Source organism: Streptomyces sp. NPDC051963, assembly GCF_044593495.1.
Classification (GTDB): Bacteria; Actinomycetota; Actinomycetes; order Streptomycetales; family Streptomycetaceae; genus Streptomyces.
In genome coordinates this window covers 626706-650385 of sequence record NZ_JBIUCC010000001.1, presented here as the reverse complement: position 1 = coordinate 650385, position 23680 = coordinate 626706, and the positions used below count along the sequence as shown (strand labels likewise).

The 23680-nt window shown below is 70.9% G+C and carries 16 protein-coding genes; 6 read left to right on the top strand and 10 right to left on the bottom strand.

Going from position 1 to position 23680, the window contains the following annotated elements:
* Positions 1-7 precede the first annotated feature (7 nt).
* The gene (locus ACIHFB_RS02660) at positions 8-1033 is read right to left on the bottom strand and encodes a hypothetical protein (RefSeq protein ID WP_400124976.1); all 1026 of its coding nucleotides are present in this window, start codon (positions 1031-1033) and stop codon (positions 8-10) included.
* 165 nt (positions 1034-1198) lie between these two features.
* Between ACIHFB_RS02660 and ACIHFB_RS02655 the strand changes: the two genes are divergently transcribed.
* Positions 1199-2629 (top strand): serine hydrolase domain-containing protein, encoded by a 1431-nt coding sequence (locus ACIHFB_RS02655; protein ID WP_400124975.1) that lies wholly within the window; start codon positions 1199-1201, stop codon positions 2627-2629.
* Here the strand turns inward: ACIHFB_RS02655 and ACIHFB_RS02650 are convergent.
* The 5 genes from ACIHFB_RS02650 to ACIHFB_RS02630 form a co-directional block, all read right to left on the bottom strand.
* Positions 2621-4246, bottom strand: a complete 1626-nt coding sequence (locus tag ACIHFB_RS02650; protein WP_400124974.1) for a serine/threonine protein kinase — start codon at positions 4244-4246, stop codon at positions 2621-2623. The two genes, ACIHFB_RS02655 and ACIHFB_RS02650, sit on opposite strands and share 9 nt — an antisense overlap.
* A gap of 162 nt (positions 4247-4408) precedes the next feature.
* Complete coding sequence (locus ACIHFB_RS02645) at positions 4409-5377, bottom strand: threonine/serine dehydratase (RefSeq protein ID WP_400124973.1); 969 nt, start codon at positions 5375-5377, stop codon at positions 4409-4411.
* An 83-nt stretch (positions 5378-5460) separates the two neighbouring features.
* Positions 5461-5730, bottom strand: coding sequence for a hypothetical protein (locus tag ACIHFB_RS02640; RefSeq protein WP_365268950.1), 270 nt, complete (start codon positions 5728-5730; stop codon positions 5461-5463).
* Between the two features lie 231 nt (positions 5731-5961).
* The gene (locus tag ACIHFB_RS02635) at positions 5962-6642 is read right to left on the bottom strand and encodes an AIM24 family protein (protein ID WP_365268947.1); all 681 of its coding nucleotides are present in this window, start codon (positions 6640-6642) and stop codon (positions 5962-5964) included.
* Positions 6643-6712: 70 nt separating this feature from the next.
* Positions 6713-8173 carry a CAP domain-containing protein gene (locus ACIHFB_RS02630; protein WP_365268944.1) on the bottom strand — a complete coding sequence of 487 codons (1461 nt, stop codon included), beginning with the start codon at positions 8171-8173 and terminating at the stop codon, positions 6713-6715.
* A 385-nt stretch (positions 8174-8558) separates the two neighbouring features.
* Here ACIHFB_RS02630 and ACIHFB_RS02625 point away from each other — a divergent pair, with 385 nt between their 5' ends.
* The 5 genes from ACIHFB_RS02625 to ACIHFB_RS02605 all read left to right on the top strand — a co-directional run bounded on the left by ACIHFB_RS02625 (position 8559) and on the right by ACIHFB_RS02605 (position 17118).
* Positions 8559-10361, top strand: coding sequence for a M4 family metallopeptidase (locus ACIHFB_RS02625; protein WP_400124972.1), 1803 nt, complete (start codon positions 8559-8561; stop codon positions 10359-10361).
* 116 nt (positions 10362-10477) lie between these two features.
* Positions 10478-11653, top strand: coding sequence for an ROK family protein (locus tag ACIHFB_RS02620; protein ID WP_400124971.1), 1176 nt, complete (start codon positions 10478-10480; stop codon positions 11651-11653).
* Between the two features lie 41 nt (positions 11654-11694).
* The gene (locus ACIHFB_RS02615; protein ID WP_400124970.1) at positions 11695-13497 is read left to right on the top strand and encodes an alpha-galactosidase D; all 1803 of its coding nucleotides are present in this window, start codon (positions 11695-11697) and stop codon (positions 13495-13497) included.
* Positions 13498-13570: 73 nt separating this feature from the next.
* On the top strand, positions 13571-15946 hold the full coding sequence (locus ACIHFB_RS02610) for a glycosyl hydrolase family 95 catalytic domain-containing protein (RefSeq protein WP_400124969.1): 2376 nt from the start codon (positions 13571-13573) through the stop codon (positions 15944-15946).
* Entirely contained in the window at positions 15943-17118 is a 1176-nt protein-coding gene (locus ACIHFB_RS02605) for an SGNH/GDSL hydrolase family protein (protein ID WP_365268930.1), read from the top strand. The genes ACIHFB_RS02610 and ACIHFB_RS02605 overlap by 4 nt, the downstream gene beginning before the upstream one ends.
* Before the next feature lie 29 nt (positions 17119-17147).
* On the opposite strand, the gene ACIHFB_RS02600 is transcribed toward ACIHFB_RS02605, so the two are convergent.
* The 4 genes from ACIHFB_RS02600 to ACIHFB_RS02585 all read right to left on the bottom strand — a co-directional run bounded on the left by ACIHFB_RS02600 (position 17148) and on the right by ACIHFB_RS02585 (position 23674).
* Positions 17148-20108: an AAA family ATPase gene (locus ACIHFB_RS02600; RefSeq protein ID WP_400124968.1), complete on the bottom strand. Its 2961-nt coding sequence runs from the start codon at positions 20106-20108 to the stop codon at positions 17148-17150.
* 85 nt (positions 20109-20193) lie between these two features.
* Positions 20194-20547, bottom strand: coding sequence for a UBP-type zinc finger domain-containing protein (locus ACIHFB_RS02595; RefSeq protein WP_400124967.1), 354 nt, complete (start codon positions 20545-20547; stop codon positions 20194-20196).
* Positions 20544-22001: an ATP-binding protein gene (locus ACIHFB_RS02590; RefSeq protein WP_400124966.1), complete on the bottom strand. Its 1458-nt coding sequence runs from the start codon at positions 21999-22001 to the stop codon at positions 20544-20546. Before ACIHFB_RS02590 ends, ACIHFB_RS02595 begins: the two co-directional genes overlap by 4 nt.
* The gene (locus ACIHFB_RS02585; RefSeq protein WP_400124965.1) at positions 21998-23674 is read right to left on the bottom strand and encodes an FAD-dependent oxidoreductase; all 1677 of its coding nucleotides are present in this window, start codon (positions 23672-23674) and stop codon (positions 21998-22000) included. The genes ACIHFB_RS02590 and ACIHFB_RS02585 overlap by 4 nt, the downstream gene beginning before the upstream one ends.
* Positions 23675-23680: the final 6 nt, after the last annotated feature.

Sequence of the window (23680 nt, the reverse complement as noted above, 5' to 3'; positions counted from 1 at the left end):
TGGGTGGTCAGGACGCTTCCCCGCGCGCCCCGCGCAGTGCCGCGATGCAGGTGCTGATCGCATGCTGGAGCTCCTCCAACTGCTGGACCATGTCGTCCTCGTAGAAGTCCTGGGCGTCGTCGAAGGTCAGCTCCTCGAACACCTTCGTCGCCCGCTGGAGGCTGCTGTAGAACTTCGTCCGCCGTTCCTGGACCCGGAGTTCGGGGTCGGCCTCGACGGTCTCGGCGATGAGGGACTTCATGGTGTCGTACGCCTCGCCGGCCCACTCGCCGGAGTCCTCGCCGTCGTCCAGCTCGTCGATCAGGGACAGCTGCCGCTCGGCCTCCTGGCGCACGTCGGAGGGTGCGTCGACGGTCTGTCCGGCGGGGGTCTTGATCTGGCCCGACTCGGCGATCTGACGGACGTATCCGATCCGGTCGGCCGCCCGGCTCTCGGTGGCGACGGCCTTCTTCAGATCGTCGGTGCGCACGACGTCCCGGGCCAACTCGGCCTGGAGTTCCGGGTCTTCGAGGACACGATCCAGGAGCGCCTGGCGGGCCGCCCGGGCGGTGGACGGATCGGCCAGGATGGCGGCGCGCAGCGCGGTGGGGTTCTCCGCGACCTCGAGGGCCTTGGTCGGCCGGATGCCCTCCGCCTCGGCGGCCTCGGTGATGGCGGTGCCGCGCTCGGAGGTGGCGCTGTTGCGGGAGACGTAGTAGCCGAGCCATACGTCCGCGTCCGGCAACTCGACGTCCTGGCCCGGCGCCAGCGCCTCGAAGTGCGGGACGAGACCGTCGTCGGCGGCCCGGTCCCAGGCCTTGTAGTAGCGCATGACGCGCTCGGCGGAGCACCCGGCGAGCTCGGCGAACTCCTTCGCGGACACCTTCGGCGTCTCCTCCGCGCCCTGTCCGCCGGGCCGTACGCTGCGCGCCACCAGCAGGCCGAAGGCCCAGCCTCCGGTCCGCGCATACACCCCGAACTCGCGCGCGTCCCGCGCCACAAGGTCGGACAGGGGCGCGGGGGACGTCTCGGACGGGACGGTCGCCAGGGTCACGGGTGACTCTCCTGAAGGGTGGTGCCGGTGTGGCAGGAACTCGTGCGACAGGCAGCCTATATGGGCTCATGGCGATGCTTTTCCCGGCCTCGGGCCGATGTGGTTCGCCTCCCGTTCGTCGGCAGACCCCTCGATCGCGCGGGACGGTCGGGAGAGGATGCGGGCATGAGTGTTCGCCTGCTGCCCGCCAGCACCCCCGCCGCCCAGGGCGTCGACGCATCCGGTGTCCACGCCTTCCTCGACGCCCTCGACGCCGCCCCGGACATCGAACCGCACAGCCTGATGATCATGCGGCACGGCCACCTGGTGGCGTCCGGCTGGTGGGCGCCGTACACCGAGGACCGCCTGCATCTCCTGTACTCGCTCAGCAAGAGCTTCACGGCGGCCGCCGCCGCGCTCGCGGCCGACGCGGGGCTGATCGACTTCGACGCCCCGGTGATCTCGTACTTCCCGGAGTTCGAGGCCGACATCACCGACCCGCGCAGCCGCGCGATGCTGGTGCGGCACGTGGCGTCCATGGCGAGCGGGCACGAGACCGACACCCTCTACCCGGCCCTGGGCCTCGACCACGAGAACCTGGTGCGCGGCTTCCTGCTGCTGCCGCCGGACCGCGACCCGGGAACCGTCTTCGCCTACAACCAGCCCACCACGTACACGCTCGGCGAGATCGTGCGACGCGTCACCGGCCAGTCGCTGACGGAGTATCTGCGGCCCCGGCTGCTGGATCCGCTCGGCATCGGCGAGACGGCCTGGATCAGCGACCGGTCCGGCCGCGAACTGGGCTTCAGCGGCCTGCACGCCACCACCGACGCCGTCGCCCGGCTCGGTCAGCTGTATGTGCAGGGCGGCGTGTGGGAGGGCGAGCGGCTGCTGTCCGAGGCGTGGGTGGCCGAGGCCACGCGGGCGCAGATCTCCAATGCCGAGATCGACATGAGCGGGATCGAGTGGCAGCAGGGCTACGGCTTCCAGTTCTGGATGTCCCGGCACGGCTACCGCGGCGACGGCGCGTTCGGACAGTTCTGCCTGGTGCTGCCGGAGCACGACGCCGTGATCGCGACGACCGCGGCGACCGAGCAGATGCAGAAGTACCTGAACCTGGTCTGGGACCATCTGCTGCCCGCGTTCGGCCCCGAGCCGCTGACGGGCCGGGAGGAGCGCGACACCGCCCTGGCCGAACGGCTGGCGCGGCTCGCACTGGCTCCGGCCGCGGGCAAGCCGGCACCGCCGGAGCGCGCGGAGGCCTGGTCCGCGGCCGGGTTCACGCCGCACGGCGGCGCCTGCGCGGACCAGCCGACACTGACCGCGGTGCAGGTCACGGGCGGCCGGAGCCTCACGCTGGTCGACGACGGACAGCCGCTGGAGGTGCCGATCGGCGACGACGGGTGGACCGTCACCGAGGGACCGGTCCCCACCGCCGTGAGCGGGGGGTGGAGCGACGCGGACACCCTCGTCGTGGACGTCGCCTTCCTGGAGACGCCGCATCACCTGGTCGTGACGTGCTCGCTCACCGACGGCACCTTCACCGCGGGGTGGTCCACGCAGCCGCTGCACCGGGGCCCGCTGCGCAGGATGCGCGCACCCCGCGGCTCAGTCTGACGGCACCCGGAAGGTCCGCAGGAAGGCGGCCAGCGCCTCGCGGTTGGCGTCGTCGTCCCAGTCGGCTGCCGGAGTCGTCCAGCGCAGCGAGTAGCCGCGGCTTTCGCCGATGAGGAAGCCGCGGCCGAACGTACGCTCACGCGTGCCGTCGACATCGGCGAGCCACTCCATGTCGGCGGCCTCGCGGCCCTGGTACGTCGTCGCGCGGATGTCACCGATCCGCCGGTAGTCGCCGCCGTCCTGCTGCAACTCGGGCTCGACGTCGTCCCGCCAGACGGCGACCGGGTCGGGGCCCAGCCGCTCGCTGTAGGTGACGGCCAGCGTGCGCGGGTCGCCCTCCTTGCCGAGCACGACGCGGTAGGCCAGATCCTCCTGGCGGGTGGTCCGGAGCGGCTTCCAGCCCTTGGGGAGGGCCAGGGAGAACCCCTCGGGGGAGTGGTAGCGGCTGAAGCCTGGCGGCAGGGGCGTGCCCGTGGGAGAGGGGGACGCGGACGTCGGAGTGGGTGTCGGTGTCGGTGTGGGCGTCGGCGTCGGCGTGGGAGACGGTGTCGCCGACGGCGACGGGGACTGTCGCTCAGGGACGGTGGTCGAAGCGGGCGGCCGGGGCGCCGCACCCGCCTCCGACGTGCCATCGTTGTCGGACACTTGACGGGAGACCGCGAGCACGGCGACGGAGACCGTGACGACGGCCAGCGCCGTCCCGGCGATCATGGTGCGCCTGCTCCACCCCGGGCCCGCATGCAGGGCGGCGGCGTACACCCGGCGCAGCCGGGGCCGCGGCGCCGACGGTGCGAGCATCTCGGGGTCTTCGTTGAGGACGCGGACCAGCGCCTCGCGGAGCACCGGCCGGGTCAGCCGCTCCCTGGAATCCTTGCGGAGAAGCCCCTGCACCGCCTGGGTGAGCGGCCCGGCACGCAGGGGGGTGCGCAGCGGAAGCCGGTCGACTCCCTTCAACGTGGTTTCGGGCCGGTCCCGTTCACGGAAGGGCGGACGGCCCTCGACCATCGTGTAGAGAAGCGCACCCAGCGCCCACAGGTCGGCCGCCGGTCCGATGCGCTCGTCGCGGGCCTGTTCCGGAGAGGCGTACGACGGTGCCGTCACGCGCGGTACGAGGGTCGTGCCGGCCAGGCCGAAGCCGGTGACCACGACGGGGCCCTGGTCCCGCACGAACACCTGGCCCGGACTCAGCTCGCCGTGCGTGATGCCCTCGCCGTGGGCCGCCTCCAGCACGTCGAGCAGCTCCAGGCCGATCCGCGCGGCCCGCACATGGTTGAACGTGCCCTCCTGCGCGAGGAGTTCCCCCAGCGGGATGCCGTCGATCCAGTCGGTGACGGTCCACAGGGTGCCGTTCTCCTCGATCGCGTCGACGACCGTGGCCACCTTGCCCGGCCGCAACAGCCCCATGGTCTCGGACATGCGGATCACCCGAGCGGTGGCCCGCCGCACCGTCTCCCCGTCGGAGCCGGCCGGGAGAACCGTCTGCGTGAGGAGACAGGGCCGTGCGGCCTCGACGTCCTCGGCATACCAGCACATGCGGTTCGTCTCGCGGTGAAGGACCTCCAGGAGCCGGTACCTTCCGGCGACCAACTCGTGCGTGGAGACGTGCGCCTTGACCATGGTCATCCCTCGCTGAACCCGCTGGCTCTCACCTTTCCCAGAGGTACGAGGGGTGCAACGGTGAGCGTTCAACGGATCCGCAAGTCCGGTGACCTTCTTTCGGCTTGTGCCCGAGGTGTGCCGAACTCGCCCTGTTTCGCGAGGAATCCGATCGGTGCCGGATCAGCGCAGTCCGAAGCGCTCCGTCCACGCCATCACGTCCCCGGTCGTCGCATTGCCTCCGCACACCACCAGGCCGAGCCGTGCCCCCTCGCCCACCCGCTCCAGTACCCGGCGGGCGGCGGGCAGCAGACAGCCCGCGGCCGGTTCCGTCCACAGCTTGGCGTGGTCGGCGAGGTCGAGGACGCCCTGCACGGCCTCCCGGTCCGGAACCACGAGCACCTCGGTGACCAGGGCGGACACATGGTCGTACGTCAGCTGGGACACGGACGGGGCGCTGAGGGTGGTGACGATCGACGACAGCGTCACCGGTACCGGCCCGCCGGCGGCCAGCGCCTCGGACATCGCCTGGGCGCCCTCGGTCTCCACGCCCCAGATCCGCACCTCGGGTCGGCGGGCCCGCAGCGCCGCCGCGACACCGGCGATCAGCCCGCCGCCCCCGACGCTCACCAGGACATCGGTCAGCTCTCCGGCGTCGTCCGCGAACTCCAGCCCGACGGTGCCCTGTGCGGCGATCACCAGCGGGTCGTCGAACGGGTGGACCAGGGTCAGTCCCTCGTCCCTGAGCCGCGTCACCAGCGCGAAAGCGCCGTCCATGTCGTCGGTCAGCCGCACCGACGCGCCCGCGTCCTGGGCGATCTCGACGGCACGGGCGGACGCCGAGCGCGGCATGACGACCGTGGCCTTCACATCGAGGGCGGCGGCCATGACCGCGAGCGCGATGCCGTGGTTGCCGCCGCTGACCGCCACGACGCCGGCGGCCCGCTCGGCCGCGCTCAGGGAGAGCAGCTTCGCCGTCGCCCCGCGCGCCTTGAACGACCCGGTGCGCTGGAGCAGTTCGAGCTTCGCGGTGACCGGGGCGCCGAGCAGCGTGGACAGGCCCGGGCTCGGCACGGTGGGGGTGCGCACGACGTGCCCGGTGATCCGTGCGGCCGCGGCCTCGATGGCCTCGATGTCCGTGAGCCCGATCATGACAGTCCACCCTTCCGGCGCGGGTGAGTGAGTCCGCGTCGCATCGAACCCTGACCCGAGAAGCGGCGCAGGTCAACAAGGGATCACAGGTCGCGCCGTACAGGGAAGTCCAGCAGCGATCGCAGTTCGTCCACCGTGCTCCGCCGAAGGTCCGCGTCACTGAGCGCGACCTCCGCCGCGGCCGGATGACGGCGTGCCTCGGCGAGCGCCGCCGACCTGCCGCCGGCCGCCTCGATCAGCGCGGCCGCCTCGGCGGCTTCGCCGTCGGCTTCGAGGAGATCGGCCAGACGGCTTGCCTCGGGCCGCGGGGAGTCGAGCGCGGCCAGCACGCCGCTCCACAGCGCCCAGGCCATCGCCCCGGTGTCCCCCGGGCCTCGGGCCGCACGGTAACGCGCCTTCCTGGCTTTCCCTGTATACGGTACGTATACGCATTGTTTATACATGGTGTGTATAGCTTGCTGAAAGGGAGCCCTGGCCCGGGGGCCAGGGCGTCACCTGGTGTCTTCGCTTGTTGTTGTCGATCAAGACGCCGGAAGGACCGACGGGGGTTGCCCGTGAGGTGTGGATCACTTCACGGCGCTGTCTCAGTGCTGCTGTGCCTTCTGCGGCGTCGCCTCGCTCGGCCGTACGACGACATGGCCCTGGCCCTGGAGCATCAGCTGCACCGCTTCGCCCGAACCGCCGCGCAGCATCGACCCGATGGACTGCGAACGGTGCAGCGAGGTCCCCAGACCCGCGGTCCAGCCGACGACCGCGTCCGTGTCGACGTACACCGGATACTCCGGCGAGACCGGAATGATCAGCGGGTTGCCCTCGCACACCAGGCCCAGCCGCCCCTGCCCGGTGAAGACGCTGTTGAACAGACCGCCGCCGGAGATGCCCGCGCCCTTCACGGTCGAGATCCGGTACGACAGCGATGCGTCGAAGCACAAGACGTTGCGGCCGTTGACGGTGAACTCGTCGCCGGGGTTCACATCGACGACGAAGCAGTTCTGCGCCTCATGCGCGAACCAGGCCTCGCCCTGCCCGCGCACCGCCATCAGCGGGAGCCCTTCGCCGGTGACCGCGCGCTTGAGCATGCCGCCCACGCCGCCCTGGCCCTTGCGCTCGAACTGGAGGTTCCCGCGGTAGGCGATCATCGCGCCCTGACGGGCCAACATCTCGCCGTTCACCGCGTACTTGATGCATTTGGCGTTCTCGACCGTCATGCCCGGCGCTGCGGCGGGCTGGACCATGTGCTCGCTGGAAAACAGATCACCCTTCATACCCGGCATCGTGTCCCGGATGCTGTCCTTCCGCCAAGATCGCGGGGGTACGTGAATTCCACGGCCCTCGTCAGGCGCCGAAGAGTTGTGTCCAGTACGTGCCCGCCGCGCCGCCGCCCGCGAAGCCGACCCCGATGTGGGTGAACGTGGGCTTGAGGATGTTGGCCCGATGGCCCGGGCTGTTCATCCAGCCCTCCACCACCTCGGCAGCGGAGCGCTGGCCGCAGGCTATGTTCTCGCCGATCGAGCGCCGCGTGGAGCCCGCCGCGGCGGCCCGGTCCCAGGGCTGGCTGCCGTCGGGCGAGGTGTGCGCGTAGAAGGCGCGGGCGATCATGTCCGCGCTGTGTGCCTGCGCCGCGGTGGTGAGGATCGGATCGACGGCCAGAGGCGGCAGACCGGCCCTGGCCCGCTCCCGGTTGGTGAGATCGACGACGTCGGTCGCCGTCCGCGCCAGTTCTCCCGGTGTCATCGGCCTCGCCCACAGCGCGGTCCAGTAGGTGTCGCCGGAGCGGCCGCCGTTGACGTATGCCAGACCGGCGTGGGTGAACGCCGGGTCGCACAGGGTCCGGCGGGGCTGCTCCGAACGCAGGCAGTAGTCGATGAACTCGGCGGGGGTGCGCGGGCCGGAGACCAGGTGCTCGCCGACCGTGACATACGTGAATCCGCTCGCCGTGACGCGCTGGTAGACCGAGACCCCGTCGCCGCCTTCGACACCGAGCCGTCCTGCCGCGGCCATGGCGCCGGCGTGGGCCCGCGCGGCCGAGGTCAGTCGTGCGTCGAGGGAGACGGGCGGCGAACCGGCCGCGGCGCGGGCGGAGTTGACCAGGCCGAGGAAGCCGTCGGGGTCGGGGGCAGGAGCGTGTGAGGCGGGGGAGGGGATGGAGGGAGGAGCGGGGGAACGGCGGGGCGCGGCGGGTGGACGCTGTGTAGCCGTGGCGGGGCGGTATGGCGCGGTGGACGGACGGGATGGCGACGCTGCCGGACGGTGCGGCCCGGGGGAGGACGCGGGCGGTGCGCCGTACGGCGTGGGCGGTGCCTGGGTCGTCGCGCTGTCGTCGACGACATCCACCCCGAAGTCGCGGGCGAGGCCTGCCAGTCCGTCCGCGTACCCCTGGCCGAGGGCGCGCACTTTCCAGCCGGTGCCGCGCCGGTAGATCTCCGCGAGCAGCAGCACCGTCTCCTGGCGTGGTCGCGGTGGGGCGAACCGGGCGAGCAGACGGCTGCCCGGACCGGTGACCAGGAGGGTGGGGGCGGGCAGTCGGCCCAGGGGAGTGCCGGGATCGGCGGCGCTGACCACCACCGTGACCTTGGTGGCGCCGGCGCGCAGCCTCGGCGGGTCGACCGTCAGCGTGTCGCCGTGCAGCCGGGTCCCGGGCGCGGACGGCTGGTTGTAGAACACGAAATCGGCGTCGCCCCGGACCTTCCCGCTGTCGTCCGTGATGAGCGCGGACACGTCGAAGGGGCCGGGCACCCGGACGGTCACGGCGCCGTCCGGGAGGGGCAGATTGCCCCCTGGGACCAACTCGCTCATGGCGCCGCCTTGCTGGTCGTGCTTCCGGCCCCGGTCGGGGTTGTCCGGAAAACGTCCACCGGGGCGCACGGGTTCCCCGCCCCTCGAACCGGTTCGACGAGTGGGCGATGCGACGTCGGTCACATCGATGCAGGGCAACCTTCCCGCGTCCCGTCACCTCTCCACAGCCGACGCACAGTTGATCTCCCGCTGATCACTGAGCGGCTCGGATGTGTTCCGTATCGCGATGAATCGACATCTACCGGTCGATTCATGCTTTACATGGACATGACTTATCCGCAAGGGTTGCGCACCGGGGCCCGACCAGCCCCCATGGCGCACCAACTGCGCTATGCCTCAAGGCGGTTGGTAACCCCGGCCGCCTTCGCGCGAAGGAACCCCTCAAATGCGTAGACCTCACATACGCAGCCTGGCGGTCGCCGTAGCCGTGACGACCGCCGCAACAGGGCTCACCGGCACGGCCTTCGCAGACCCGGCCACGGGGACCGGGCAGACCGCCGTCTCCGCGACCTCGGCCGGCTTCGCCGCCTCCGTGGTCGACGCGGCCCGCGCCGCCGCCTTTGCCCATGCAACGGCCGCCGGTGTCGCACCGGGTGACGAACTGCACGCCCAGGACGTGCTGATCGACCCGGAGGGCGCTCGGCACGTCCGTTTCGTCCGGGCCCACCACGGGATGCCGGTCCTCGGCGGGGATCTCGTCGTCCACCTCACCGAGCGGCTGTCGTACGCCGGTGTCACCCGGGCCGCCGACCACCGTGTCGCGCCCGCCTCCACCGAGGCGAAGGTGACGATCGACCAGGCGGAGGAGAAGGCGGCCGACGTCGCGAAGGGGACGGTGAAGAGCGTCGAACTCGTCGTAGACGCCCGCCGCGGCGCGTCGGCCCTCGCCTACGAGGTGCGCGTCAGCGACAGTGACACCGCGGCGGGCGGCGGCTCCCGGACCGTCGTCATCGACGCCCTCACCGGCAAGGTCCGCAGCAACACGCCCGACAGCGAGGAGTTCCTGTCGCCGGATCTGGTGGACGCCCTGCGCGAACGCGGCGAGACGCTCGACCCGGCCACCGGCACCGCCCCGCAGCCCACCGGCCTCGCCGCGACTGCGGCGGCCGGCGCCGCCCGCTACCCGGCACCGGCGACCGGCACCGGCACATCCCTCTTCGCCGGCAAGGTCACGCTGACGACCACCCGGACCGCCCGCACCAGCTACCTACTCAAGGACCCCAGCCGCTGGGGCACCGAGACGCGGGACGCCAAGGGCGGGGAGCCGACGAGTTTCGCCGGCGGCAAGAAGGTCACCAGCACCACCAACAAGTGGGGCAACGGCACCGTCTCGAACCGCGCGAGCGCCGCCGTCGACGCCCAGTACGGCATCACCAAGACCCTGGACTTCTACAAGAAGACCTTCGGCCGCAAGGGCATCAAGAACGACGGCAAGGGCGCCCGTGCCCTGGTCCACTTCGGCAACAAGGTCGGCAACGCGTTCTGGGACCCCACCTGCGGTTGCATGCTGTACGGCGACGGCGATGGCGACATGTTCAAGAAGCCGCTGGTCGTCCTCGATGTCACCGGCCATGAACTCACCCACGGCGTGGTCGACGCCACCGCACGCCTGGAGCCCACCCGCGTGGACGCCGAGGGCAACCAGTACGGCGAACCCGGCTCCCTCAACGAGTCCCTCGCCGACATCTTCGGCTCCGCCGTCGAGTTCAACGCCAACAACCCCAAGAACCCGCCCAACTACCTCGTCGGCGAGAAGCTCGGCCTCGACCAGAAGTTCCTGCGCCGCCTCGACCGCCCCTCCCTCGACGTCCTCGAGGGAGCGATCGACTACTGGTCACCGGCCGTGTACGACGCCGAGGTCCACGCGGGTTCCGGTGTCTCCTCGCACGCCTACTACCTCCTCGCCGAGGGCAGCGGCCGCAAGAAGATCGGCAGCGTCACCTACGACTCGCCGACCTATGACGGCCTGCCGGTGAAGGGGATCGGCCGCACCAAGGCCACGGCGATCTTCTACCGCGCGCTGACCCGCTACATGGTCTCCACGACCGACTTCCACGACGCGCGCAGCGCGACACTGAGGGCGGCCAAGGACCTCCACGGGCTCAACAGCACGGAGTACAAGGCGGTGAACCGGGCGTGGGCCGCCGTCAACGTGACCCTCGCCAACAGGCCGCCTGCCGGCCGCTGACGTCCCGCCCGGCAGTCGGGGAGTCGTCGCACGTCGCGACAGGCGACTGCCGGGTCTCACAGGTAAATCCTGCTTCTTTTATTGACGACGGAAAAAAACAGTTCTAGGTTCCGGCCATGCACCTGCCCGTTCGTGCCGAGACCTTCCCCGCCAACACACCGGCCTCGTCCCAGATCTTCACCGCCGTTCTCTCCCAAGGGCCCCTCACCCGGCTGGAGCTGGCCCGGCGGTCGGGACTCTCGGCGGCTGCCGTCACCAAGGCGGTCCGGCCGCTGATCGAGGCCGGTTACCTCGTGGAGGACGTGGACGCCGCCGCGCGTCCGGCGCTCGGGCGGCCCGCGAACCTGGTCCGGGTCGACGGCGGACGGGCGCTGTTCGTCGGGATCAAGCTGACCGGCGACGAGATCATCGGCGTGCTGACCGACCTGTGCTGCCGTATCCGCGTGGCCCGCCGTGTGGCGCCGCCCTCGCGTGCCCCCAAGGCGGTGCTGTCCTCGGTCGGGGATCTGATGCAGGAACTGCTCATCGAGGCGGACGAGTTGGGCGCATCGGTCCTCGGTGTCGGCATCGCCGTCTCCGGCGACGTCGACCGCGGCGAGGGAGTCGTCCGCTACTCGCCGTTCCTGGAGTGGCGTGACGTCCCGCTCGCCGAACTCGCCGCCATGACCACGGGGTTGCCGGTCACCGTCGACAACGACGTGCGGGCCCTGACCGTCGCCGAGCAGTGGTTCGGCGCCGGTGCCGGACTGTCCGACTTCGCCGTGGTCACGGTCGGTGCGGGCATCGGCTGCGGACTCGTGGTGCACGGCCGGGTGGTTGCCGGCGCGCACGGCGTGGCCGGTGAGATCGGCCATGTGACCGTCGACCCGACCGGCCCGCTCTGCCACTGCGGCAACCGCGGCTGTGTGGAGGCGATCGCCGGGGACGCCGCGATCGTCCGGCAGGTCCGCGAGGCCACGGGCATCGAGGTCGCCGACACCGCCGAAGCCGTGGCACTGGCCCACCGAGGAGTCCCCGGAGCACGGGAGGTGTTCGCACACGCCGGTGCGGCGATCGGCCGGGGCATCGCCACCGTCGCCAACCTGCTCGGCCCCGAGCGCGTGATCATCTCCGGCGAGGGCCTGATGGCCTACGACCTGTTCGCCGAGCAGATCCGTGACACCTTCACCGCCGCCGCCTTCGGCTCCGCCGACCAGTGCGACGTACAGACCCGCCCGCTGGCTTTCGAGCAATGGGCCCGCGGGGCCGCCGCCACCGCGATCCAGTCCTTCATCAGGTCGGACATGAACTAGCACCCACCCGCACCCGCACCCACCACCAGGAGGCACGACCCATGCGGTCATCCTCGTACCCCGTCATGCCCGCACGCGCGCTGAGATCGCTGTTCGTGCTGGCCCTCACCGTAGGCCTCGCCACGACCGCCCCCGGGGCCGGCGCCGAGACCACCGCCGAGCCGGCCGCCCCGGCGGTCGCCGCCAAGCCCTATATGGGCTGGACGAGTTGGACCATGCAGTCGTCGAAGTACCCGGGCCTCAACCCGAAGGGCGACTACAGCTATCTGTCCGAGGCGAACGTCCTCAAGCAGACCGACGCCATGGCCTCCAAGCTCAAGAAGTACGGCTACGAGTACGTCAACATCGACGCCGGCTGGTGGATGGACTGGTCGTGGAAGCAGCAGTACGACGAGTACGGCCGCCAGAAGGCCGACCCGGTGCGCTTCCCGAGCGGCATGAAGGCCGTCGCCGACCGCATCCACGCCAAGGGCCTCAAGGCCGGCATCTACCTTCCCGTCGGCCTGGAGAAGGGCGCGTACGACGACGGCAAGACGCCGATCTGGAACGCCGAGGGCTGCACCACCGCCGACCTCGTCTACGACGACCTGCGCACCACCAACGGCTGGGACAGCGCCTACAAGATCGACTTCTCCAACCCCTGCGGGCAGAAGTACATCGACTCCCAGGCGCAGTTGTTCGCCGACTGGGGCTATGACTTCCTGAAGCTCGACGGCGTCGGCCCCGGCTCGTTCAAGAGCGGCGACAACTACAACAACGTCGCCGACGTGGCCGCCTGGCAGAAGGCCATCGCCACCGCCGGCCGGCCGATCCACCTGGAACTGTCCTGGTCCCTCGACTACGGGCACGTCGAGGACTGGAAGAAGTACTCCAACGGCTGGCGCATCGACACGGACGTCGAGTGCTACTGCAACACCCTGGTCAGCTGGGAGAGTTCGGTCGACGATCGCTGGGACGACGCCCCCGCCTGGACCGACCACGCCGGCCCCGGTGGCTGGAACGACCTGGACTCCGTCAACGTCGGCAACGGTGAGATGGACGGCCTCACCAAGGCCGAACGGCAGAGCTACGCCACTCTGTGGGCCATAGCCAGGTCGCCGTTCTTCACCGGCGACGACCTCACGAAGCTCGACTCCTACGGCCTGTCGCTGCTGACCAACCGCGAGGTCCTCGCGATCAACCAGGGCAGCGCGCCGCCCGCCGAGCCCGTCACCGCCTCCGACCCGCAGCAGGTGTGGGCCGCGAAGAACCCCGACGGCACCTACACGGTCGCCCTGTTCAACCTGTCCGACGCGCCGGCCTCGGTGACTGCGAACTGGTCGACCCTCGGCTTCAAGGGCAAGGCGTCGGTGCGTGACCTGTGGAACAAGGAGAGCCTCGGCTCCTACAGCGACAAGATCACCCAGGCGCTGCCCGCGCACGGCTCCCGGCTGTTCACCGTCACCCCCCGCGGCACCGGTCTGGAGTGGACCGGATACGAGGCCGAGGCCGGCACGCTGAGCGGCAGCGCCACCGTCGCCGACTGCTCCGCCTGCTCCGACGGCCGCAAGGTCGGCAACCTCTACACGGGCGGCAAGGTCACCGTCAACGACGTCCAGGTGGCCAAGGCCGGGACGTACCAGATCAAGGTCGCCTACGTCAGCGGTGACTCCCGTTCGATCGCCGTCTCGGCCAACGGCGGTGGTGGCACCTCGCACAAGTTCGCGTCCACGGGCGACTGGGGAACGGTGAACAGCGTCTATGTGCCGGTGAAGTTGAAGGCCGGGACCAACACGATCACGTTCGACAGCGGGACCGGCTACGCGCCGGACATCGACCGGATCGACGTGCAGAAGACCTCCTGATCTCCTTCCGTCCTCCCCTCGGGGGCCCGGTCCCTGTGCCGGGCCCCCGCCCCAGACGCACCCGGAGCCGCACATGAACACCAGCCCGAACGAGCCCAGCAGAAGGACCCTCCTCTCCCTCGCCACCACGGCCGGCCTCACCGCCGCCATCGGCACGCTCCCCACCTTCACCGCCTCCGCCGCGCCCGCCCGCCCCGCCGAAGCCCCGCTGCCCGCCGGCGCCTCCCGGCAGCAGCTGTGGTGGCAGGCCCCCGGTGACGAGGGCTCCCTGATCGAACAGGGCCTCCCCATCGGCAACGGCCGCCTCGGAGCGCTCGCGAGCAACGACCCGGGCCGCGAACTGTTGATGATCACCGACGTCACGATGTGGACCGGCGGCCTCAACGACACGCTCGACAACGACGGCCAGTTCCCCTACGGGCGCGCCGACTTCGGCTCCTTCACCCTGCTCGCCAAGCTCACCGTCGACATCCCCGACCACGACCTCGGCGCCGTCTCCGGCTACCGGCGCACCCTCGACCTCGCCCAGTCCCTGGTCACCAGCTCCTACGTCCGCTCCGGTGTCACCTACCGGCGGGAGATGTACGCGAGCCACCCCGACGACGTGATCGTCCTGCACTTCACCCAGAGCGGCGGCGGCCGCTACACCGGATCGATCACGCTGACCGGCACCCACGGCGAGAACCCCACGGCCGCCGAGTCGTTCGGGGCGACCCTCGCCAACGGACTGCGCTACGGAGCCGCCGTCAAGGCCCGCAGCAACGGCGGCAAGGTCTCCGTCAACGGCACCCGGATCGACTTCTCCGGCTGCAAGGAACTCACCGTCGTGGTGAGCGCCGGCACCAACTACGCGCCGGACGCCGAGAAGAACTACCGCAACCCCTCCCTCGACCCCGAGAAGCTGGCCCGTACGAAGGTCCGCGACGCCGCCGCGGAATCCGCCGACGCCCTGCGGCGCACCCACGTCGCCGACTACCGCGCCCTCTACGGTCAGTTGGACCTGTCGCTCGGCACGTCCACGGCCGACCAGCGCGAACTGGACACCTGGGAACGCCTCCACGCGCGCGAACGCGACGACGTACCCGACCCCGAACTGGAGGCGGCCTACCTCCAGTTCGGCCGGTACCTCACGATCTCCGGCTCGCGCGACAGCCTGCCCCTGAACCTCCAGGGGGTGTGGCTCGACGGCAACGACCCGGACTGGATGGGCGACTACCACACCGACATCAACATCCAGATGAACTACTGGATGACCGACCGGGCCGGACTGCCGCAGTGCTTCGACGCCTTCACCGACTACTGCCTCGACCAGCTCCCGTCCTGGACGAAACTCACCAAGGACCACTTCAACGACCCGCGCAACCGCTTCCGCAACTCCTCCGGCAAGATCGCCGGTTGGACGGTCGCCTTCTCCACCAACATCCATGGCGGACTGGGCTGGTGGTGGCACCCCACCGGCAACGCCTGGCTGTGCGCCAGCCTGTGGGAGCACTACGAGTTCACACAGTCGCGGACCCATCTCGCCAAGATCTACCCGCTGCTCAAGGGCGCCTGTGAGTTCTGGGAGTCGCGGCTGCTCACCACGACCCTTCCGGGGACCTCGCAGGAGGTCCTCATCGCCGACAGCGACTGGTCGCCGGAGCACGGTCCGCAGGACGCCAAGGGCATGACGTACGCCCAGGAACTGGTGTGGATGCTGTTCGGCAGCTTCTGCGTCGCGGCGGCCGAACTGAAGCGGGACTCCGGCTACGCTGACACGATCGCGAGTATGCGCAAGCGGCTCTACCTGCCGCAGGTCAGCCCGACGTCGGGCTGGCTGGAGGAGTGGATGTCGCCGGACAACCTCGGCGAGACCACCCACCGGCACCTGTCGCCGCTCATCAACCTGTTCCCCGGCGACCGCATCCGCCCCGACGGCTCCACCCCGAAGGAGATCGTCGACGGCGCCACCGCCCTGCTCACCGCGCGCGGCATGGAGAGCTTCGGCTGGGCCAACGCCTGGCGCAGCCTGTGCTGGGCCCGGCTCAAGGACGCCGACAAGGCCTACCAACTGATCGTCAACAACCTCCGCCCGTCCGTCGACGGCAGCAACGGCACCGCCTTCAACCTCTTCGACATCTACGAGGTGGAGAAGGGCCGCGGCATCTTCCAGGCCGAGGCCAACTGGGGCACCCCCGCGGCCATGCTGGAGATGCTCCTGTACTCCCGCCCCGGTCACCTGGAGCTCCTCCCGGCCCTCCCTGACGCCTGGGCCGAGTCCGGCTCCGTGACCGGGGTCGGGGCGCGCGGCGGCTTCGTCGTCGACCTGAGCTGGAAGGACGGCAAGCCGACCGAGGCCCGCATCCGCAGCGTGGGCGGGCGGACGACGACGGTGGCCTACGGCGGCACGTCCCGGACGGTGAAGCTGACGCCCGGACAGTCCGTGACGCTGAAGGACCTGGCCCGGTGATCGCCAGAGTGGTCGCCGCGCTGCTTGTGGCCGCAGGGGCCCTTCAGGCCGCTCCGGCCCAGGCCGCCGAGGTGAAGCCGCCGGAGGTCATCACCTGGGGCGCGAGCGCCGATCGTATGGGTGACGGCGTCGCCGACCGCGGCTACCGGCTCGTCGTGCACACCAGCGCGGCGGGCACCGATCTGCGGATCCGGCTCTCCAACGCCTTCGGAGACCGGCCGATCACCTTCGACAGCGTCTATGCCGGCATCCGGAAGACGGGCGCCGAACTCGTCCGCGGCACCAATCGGCGGCTCACCTTCGGGGGTGCGCGGTCCGTCACCATCCCCGCGGGCGAGACCACCCTCAGCGACCCGCTGTCCGGGAAGTTGCCCGCCGCGACCGACCTGGTGATCAGCATCCATTCACCGGACGCGGCGGGCCCGGCGACGGGACACGGCATGGCGATGGCGACGTCGTACCTGACCCAGGGCGATCACACGGCCGAAGAGGGCGCCGCCAACTGGACGGGCACGACCGGCTCGTGGTTCTACCTCGACGCGGTCTCGGTCCGCACCGGCTCGGCGGCGGTCGTCGCCCTCGGCGACTCCATCACCGACGGCTGGCAGTCCAGCACCGATCTCAACCGTCGCTGGCCCGACTATCTCGCCCGCCGGCTCCAGAAGGCCGACACGGACGTCAAGGGCGTGGCCAACGAGGGGATCTCCGGCAACAAGGTGCTGGCCGACGGCGCCGGCCAGAGCGCCCTCAACCGGCTGCAACGCGACGTCCTGTCCCAGCCGGGCCTGCGCACCGTGTTCCTCTTCGAGGGCGTCAACGACATCAAGGCCCATACGGGCGTCACCGCGGCGGACATGATCGACGGCTACCGGGAGATCATCGCGCGGGCGCACGCGGCCGGGAAGTGCGTCGTCGGTGCCACCGTCGGACCCTTCAAGGGCTGGTCCGAATGGGACCCGGCGGCCGAAGCCGTACGCCAGGAGGTGAACCAATTCATCAGGGACGGCGGGGAGTTCGACGCCGTCACCGACTTCGACCGCATCCTGCGCAGCCCCTACGACCCCGAGCGGATCCTGCCCTTCTTCGACAACGGCGACCATCTGCACCCCAACGACAAGGGCATGCAGGCCATGGCGGACGCCGTGGACCTGAACAGCCTCGACTGCGCATGACCCGTATCCGACTCGGCTGACGGGGTTCGTCAGCCGGACGCCGTCGGTTCCGGGGTGATCAGGCCCCGCCGGTAGGCGATCGCCACGGCCTCGCCACGGCCGGCGGCGCCCAGCTTGGCCAGGATGTTGGAGACGTGGACGCTCGCCGTCTTGCCGGTGATGAACAGCTCCTCGCCTATCTGCCGGTTGCTGCGGCCGAGGGCGAGGAGCCGCAGGACGTCCTGCTCGCGTGCGGTGAGCGGTGACGTGCTGTGGCTGCCGGAGTCCGACAGCCTGCCCCGGCGGATCAGGGAGTCCGCCTGCTCCAGCAGCAGCGTGGCCCCGAGTTCGACGGCCGTCTCCCGGGCCGCACCCGCCTCGACGGCCGCCTCCTGGCGACGCTCGGCCGCCAACAGGGCCTCGGAGTACCCCAGTCGGCAGCGCGCCCGCTCATACGGGTCGCCGAAGTCGAAAGCGGCGACCGCCTTCCCCCACGCCTCCGCGTCCGGACCGGACACGGCTCGCACCCATTCCGCCTCCGCACGAGCCAGCCACGCCTGACCCTCCGGGCCCTGCGGGATGCCGTCGTCACCGTGCCCGGCCACATTCCGCGCCAGCTCCACCAACTCGTCCGCCGTCTCCGCCCGGCGACGTGCCCCGTCCTCGTCGCCGGTGCGGCGGAGTGCGACGGCCGAGTCGGCGACGGCGGACAGGGCGAGCGTGGCGAGGCGGACCGTGGCGTCGGGAGGTGTGCCGGCGTCGTCGGTGAGCGCCGCGACCGTGGACCGCATCTGCTCCACCGCCTCGTCCGGATCGCCGACCAGCGCGGCGGCGTCCGTCAGCACGATTCCCGCGACGAGCGTGGCCATCCAGTCGAACGGCCCCTGAAGCAGGGCGCGCGCACGGTCGGCGGCCTTGAAGTCGCCGCGTGCCAGGGCGACGTACAGCGCGGGACCCGCCGTGTATCCACCGGCCGCCGGCAGCACCTCGGCGTCGCTCGCCGCGGCCCTCAGGCACTCGTCCCAGCGGCCCAGGGTGTACAGCACCAGCAGATGGAGGTAGCGCATCTCCAGCGGATAGGGCGAGGACAGCAGTCCGGCGCGGCGGGCGCGCTCCAGGCCCTCGTTCACCCAGGGCAGGCACTCCTCCAGATCGCCGGACTCGAAACAGCCGACGGAGAGGTTGAACAGGGCGCGCAGCTCCACCGGCGCGTTGCCCGAACTCCGGGCCAGCTCCCGGGCCTCCTTCAGCTGCTCGCGACCCTGAGGAGTGCGGCGGCCGCCGCCCGCTTCGAGCGTGGCCAGCGAGATCAGCAGATCGGCCCGGGCGTCCGTCACCTGCAACTGCTCGGCGGTGCGCAGGGCTTGGCGGGCGACACGGATCGCGACCTCGGTCTCGCCGACCTGGCGGGCCGCCATCACATGCGTGGCCGCCGCCCACACCCAGGTCCGCGACGCGGGTTCGGCCGGGATCAGCGCGAGTGCCTCGCTGCTGTACGCGAACGCCGCCGTCAGGTTGTCGACGCTGAGCAGGTTCCCGGCGAGTGTGTAGCGCACCCGTGCGGCGAGCTCCGAGTCCGCGTCCTGGCCGATGCCCGCCAGCGCGGAGCGGGTGAGGGAGACCGCGCGGTGCGACTCCCCGGCGTGCGCGGCCGCGGCGGAGGCGCGCAGGGTCAGCGTCACGCTGTCGATGCCCTCGCCCGAGGGCCGGGCGGCCGGGTCCACCGACGACCAGATGTCGAGCGCGGCTTCCAGGTGCCTGAGTTCCTCCGCGGGAGCACCGAGCCGGTGTGCGTGGTCGGCGGCCTCCAGCGAGGCGGCCAGGGCCTCGGCCAGGTCATGGCTCGCGCGGTAGTGGTGAGCGCGCTCGGCCGCGGTCTCCGCGCGGTGTCCCCGACCGGAGAGCAGCCGGGCGAACGATCCGTGCAGCCGGGCCCGTTCACCCGGGAGCAGATCGGCGTAGACCGCCTCACGGGCGAGGGCATGGCGGAAGGAGTAGGTGTCGCCGCCCCCGGAGACGAGGAGTTGCCGCTCCACGGCCTCCCGCAGTGCCGACTCCAGCTCGTCCTCGGGGAGTCCGACCGCGTCCCGCAGCAGGTCGTGCTCGACGCGCCGCCCGGCGACGGCCGCCGTACGCAGCACCTGCTGGGCCGTGTCGGACAGCTGCTCGAAGCGGATGAGGAGCACGTCCGCGAGACCGCTGGGCACCCCGCCGGCCTCCGCGTCCGTGGCGGCCAGCAGTTCCTCCGCGTAGAAGGCGTTGCCCTCGGCGCGCTCGACGATCCGGCGGACCGTGGTGTCCGGCACCGGGCGCGGCCGCAGACCGCGCACCAGACGGGCCACGTCCGGGTCGGCCATCGGCCGCAGTTCGAGCCGCTCGACACCGGGCAGCCGCACCAGCTCGGCGAGCAGCGGACGCAGCGGATGACGCCGATGGAGGTCGTCCGCGCGGTACGACGCGAACACCGCCAGCCGATGCGTGGGCGCACCGCCCGCGGGCCGCTGGAGGATGCCGCGGCTGAGCAGGAACCGCAGCAGATCCCGTGAGGACTGGTCCGCCCAGTGCAGGTCCTCCAGGACGAACAGCAGCGGAGCGACGTCCGCCAGGTCGGCCAGCAGCCCCGCCACACTCTCGAAGAGCCGCACCCGCCCGCCCGCGTCCGGCACGGATTCCGCGCCGGCACCGAGCAACCGGTCCACCGCAGGATGTGCCGCGAGCACAGGCGCGAAACGCTCATCGCCGGCAAGGACGCCCAGCACCTCGGTGAACGGCAGATAGGGCAGCCCGACGTCGCCCAGATCCACACAGTGCCCCGTCAACACGGTCATCCCGGCAGCGGCGGCCCGCCCGGACACCTCACCCAGCACCCGCGTCTTCCCGACCCCGGCATCCCCGGCGACGAGAACGGCACGGGCCTCACCGCTCCGGGCACGATCGAGCACACCGGAGAGACGGGACAGCTCGTCCTCGCGGCCGACGATGGGCGTGGTGAAAGCGGAGGTCTGCGGCACGTTTCCATCCTGGCACGAGGCACTGACAGCCTTACCGCGTGGGCGCGACCGGCCGCATACAACGCGCGGTCGGCGCCTCAGCCGCTCACGCCCTCAGCACCCGCGCCCAATCCTCCGGCACCCGCCCCGCGGGCCCCGGTACCGCCTGATCGGCGGGATGACTGACCGGCGCCGCCAGGTCCGGCCCGGCCTCGTACATCTCGGACGTCGCGTAGTTCCAGAACCACCCCTCACCCGGTTCGAAACTACGGACCACGGGATGCCCGGTGGCCTGGAAGTGCGCGGTCGCATGCTTGGCCGGCGAGGAGTCGCAGCAGCCGATGTGCCCACACTGCGCGCACCGCCGCAGATGGAACCACCAGCCGCCGGCCTCGTCGCACTCCACGCATCCCGTGCCACTGGGCGGAACAGTCGGGTCGATCTTGTTGTCGTTGGTCATTGCGGCTCCTCGGGTGTGTCGGATTCCTCCGCGGTGAGCGGCAGCAGCACCTGGAAGCGCGTGTTACCCGGCTCGGACTCGACCTGAAGCGTGCCGTGGTGCTTGTTGACGACGATCCGCCAGGAGATGTCCAGCCCCAGCCCGGTGCCCTGACCCACGGGCTTCGTGGTGAAGAAGGGGTCGAAGATGCGGTTGCGGATCTCCGGCGGCACTCCGGGCCCGGTGTCACGGAACTCCACCAGCAACCGGTCGTGGTCGAGTGCCGTCCGCACGGTCAACGTCCCCTCGCCCCCGGTGTCGTTGATCGCGGCCACGGCGTTGTCGATCAGGTTGGTCCACACCTGGTTGAGCTCCGCCGGGTACGCCGGGATCTTCGGGAGCGTACGGTCGTAGTCCTTGACGACCTTGATCCGCTCCCCGGTCTTGCCCGAGAGCATCAGCAGCGTGGAGTCGAGGAGTTCGTGCACATCGGCGACCTGGTAGGGCGCACGGTCGAGCTGCGAGTACTGCTTGGCGGCGTCGACGAGGTGCGAGATGCGGTTGGTGGAGTCGTTGATCTCGTCCATCAACAGCTCGGTCTCTACGGTGTAGTTGAGCCAGCCGATCGCGTTCGGCAGGATCTCCTCGTCCACGGCGGCCGCGATCTGGTCGAGCCAGTCGGCGTCGAGGCCGGCCTGCACGAAGGTGGGCGCGATCCGCCAGCCCTCCTGGATGTCGTGGTCGTCGAGCCAGTCGGTGAGGGCGTCCTCCCGGTCGGCGGCCTCCAGCGGACTCAGCACCGGGGCCTTGGCGACGCGTTCGGCGGTGCGTTCCTGGATGTCGATGAGGTTCGCCATGACCTCGGGGGAGTAGGAGCCCTGGGCGATGACGGCGAGCTTGTGCCGCATCTTGCCCACCCGCTCCCGCAGTGTCGCGGTGGCGCGTACGGCCGCCGCGGCCGGGTTGTTGAGCTCGTGGGTCAGACCGGCCGACAACGAACCCAGCGCCAGCAGCCGTTCGCGCTGTCCGATGGCCCGCTGGGTGCTCTTCGAGCCGAAGAAGAGCCCCTCCAGGAGGTGGACGGCCATCGGGAACCACTGCTGCATGAAGTCCGAGAACGCCTCGCCGGGCAGTACGAAGAACCGGGACGGCTCCGTGACCCGCATGGAGTTGTTGTAGACCTGCCGCACCCGGTCCCCGAGGTAGGCCTGCATGGATCCCGCGTACACCCCGCGCTGGGACGTCCGAGTGACCTCGATGTCATCGCCGCCGACCCGGCGGGAGAGGACGACCGTGCCCTCGATCATCACGTAGAAGCAGGTGGCCGGATCGCCCTCGGTGTACACCGGCCCCGGCTCGAACTTCTCCACCCGCCCCTCGCGGCACAGTTGCCCGAGCTGCTCGGGGGACAACTTCTCGAACAGGAACAGCGACCCGATCTCCGCGGGGTTGCACGGCAACGGCTGTCCGCTCATGACTGCTCCAGATACCGGTGGACGAGCATCACGGCCATGGCTCCCTCTCCGACGGCGGACGCGACGCGCTTGGCGGACTCGGCGCGTGCGTCGCCCGCCACGAACACGCCGGGAATGTTGGTCTCCAGGTGGTACGGCGGCCGGTCCAGCGCCCAGTCAGCCGGTGGTCGGCCGTCCGGGGTGAGGTCGGGCCCGGCCAGGATGAAGCCGTGCTCGTCCCGCAGTACCGTGCCGTCCAGCCAGCCGGTGAGCGGAGCCGCGCCGATGAACACGAACAGCCACTGCGCGTCGACCAGTTCGGTCCGCCCGCTCTCCATGTCCCGCAGGGTCAGCTGCTCCAGGTGGTCGGAGCCGTGCGCGGACTCGACGACGGTGCGGGTGCGGACCGAGATGTTGGGCACTTCGTCGATCTGCCGGCTCAGGTAGTGCGACATCGACGCCGACAGGTCCGCGCCGCGCACCAGCAGGGTCACCGACTTGGCGCCCCTGGCGAGGTACATCGCCGCCTGTCCGGCGGAGTTGGCGCCGCCCACGATGTACACGTCGTGGCCCTGGCACGAGGCCGCCTCGGTCAGCGCCGAGCCGTAGAAGACGCCGCATCCGGTCAGATCGGTCGTGCCCGGCGCCTGAAGCTGCCGGTACGACACGCCGGTCGCCAGGATCACACTGTGCGCGGCGACCGCCGATCCGTCCGAGAACCGTACGACCCGTGCCGCGCCGTTGATCTCCAGTCCCGTCACCTCGCGCGCGGTGAGGATCTCGGCACCGAACTTCGTGGCCTGGCGCCGGGCCCGGTCGGTGAGCTGTGCCCCGGAGACGCCGTCAGGGAAGCCGAGGTAGTTCTCGATGCGTGAACTCTGCCCGGCCTGTCCGCCGGTCGCCGACCGCTCCACGAGGACCGTACGCAGCCCCTCCGAGGCCCCGTACACGGCCGCACCCAGCCCTGCCGGGCCGCCCCCGATCACCACGAGGTCGTAGAAGTCGGCGGTCGGCGTGGTCGCCAGCCCGACGTGGGCGGCGAGCTCCGGCGCGTCCGGCTCGACGAGGAGCGTGCCGTCCGAGGTGATCACGACCGGCAGCCGCTGCCCGTCCTGCCCGGCGGCCGCCAGCAGCCGTCCGCCCTCGGGCTCCTCGGCGGAGTACCAGCGGTACGGCACTTGGTTGCGGGCCAGGAACTCGCGTACGTCCGAGGAACGCGCCGACCAGCGGTGTCCGACCACCTTGGTGCTGGGCACCGGGCGGAAGTCGCTGCAACGCCACGCCTCCAGCAGATCGTCGAGGACGGGGTAGAGCTTCTCCTCGGGCGGATCCCACGGCTTGAGCAGATAGTGGTCGAGATCGACGACGTTGATCGCGTCGATCGCCGCGTTCGTGTCGGCGTAGGCGGTCAGCAGGACCCGCCGTGCGCCGGGGTACACGTCCAGGGCCTGTTCGAGGAACTCGATGCCGTTCATCTGGGGCATGCGGTAGTCGGCCAGGATCACGGCCACCAGATCGCCGCGCATCTTCAGCTCGCGCAGTGCGTCCAGGGCGGACTCGCCGGACTCCGCGCGCACGATCCGGTACGACGCGCCGTAGCGGCGCCTGAGGTCGCGGGCGACCGCGCGGGAGACTCCCGGGTCGTCGTCCACGGTCATGATGACGGTGCGCGCTGTGTCGGCGGCCTGTGCCATACGTCT

Excerpts from the sequence above, each read along its gene's own strand:
- ACIHFB_RS02655 (WP_400124975.1), top strand. The coding sequence starts at position 1,199 with ATGAGTGTTCGCCTGCTGCCCGCCAGCACCCCCGCCGCCCAGGGCGTC.
- ACIHFB_RS02650 (WP_400124974.1), bottom strand. The coding sequence starts at position 4,246 with ATGGTCAAGGCGCACGTCTCCACGCACGAGTTGGTCGCCGGAAGGTAC.
- ACIHFB_RS02645 (WP_400124973.1), bottom strand. The coding sequence starts at position 5,377 with ATGATCGGGCTCACGGACATCGAGGCCATCGAGGCCGCGGCCGCACGG.
- ACIHFB_RS02640 (WP_365268950.1), bottom strand. The coding sequence starts at position 5,730 with ATGGCCTGGGCGCTGTGGAGCGGCGTGCTGGCCGCGCTCGACTCCCCG.
- ACIHFB_RS02635 (WP_365268947.1), bottom strand. The coding sequence starts at position 6,642 with ATGAAGGGTGATCTGTTTTCCAGCGAGCACATGGTCCAGCCCGCCGCA.
- ACIHFB_RS02630 (WP_365268944.1), bottom strand. The coding sequence starts at position 8,173 with ATGAGCGAGTTGGTCCCAGGGGGCAATCTGCCCCTCCCGGACGGCGCC.
- ACIHFB_RS02625 (WP_400124972.1), top strand. The coding sequence starts at position 8,559 with ATGCGTAGACCTCACATACGCAGCCTGGCGGTCGCCGTAGCCGTGACG.
- ACIHFB_RS02620 (WP_400124971.1), top strand. The coding sequence starts at position 10,478 with ATGCACCTGCCCGTTCGTGCCGAGACCTTCCCCGCCAACACACCGGCC.
- ACIHFB_RS02615 (WP_400124970.1), top strand. The coding sequence starts at position 11,695 with ATGCGGTCATCCTCGTACCCCGTCATGCCCGCACGCGCGCTGAGATCG.
- ACIHFB_RS02610 (WP_400124969.1), top strand. The coding sequence starts at position 13,571 with ATGAACACCAGCCCGAACGAGCCCAGCAGAAGGACCCTCCTCTCCCTC.
- ACIHFB_RS02595 (WP_400124967.1), bottom strand. The coding sequence starts at position 20,547 with ATGACCAACGACAACAAGATCGACCCGACTGTTCCGCCCAGTGGCACG.
- ACIHFB_RS02590 (WP_400124966.1), bottom strand. The coding sequence starts at position 22,001 with ATGAGCGGACAGCCGTTGCCGTGCAACCCCGCGGAGATCGGGTCGCTG.
- ACIHFB_RS02585 (WP_400124965.1), bottom strand. The coding sequence starts at position 23,674 with ATGGCACAGGCCGCCGACACAGCGCGCACCGTCATCATGACCGTGGAC.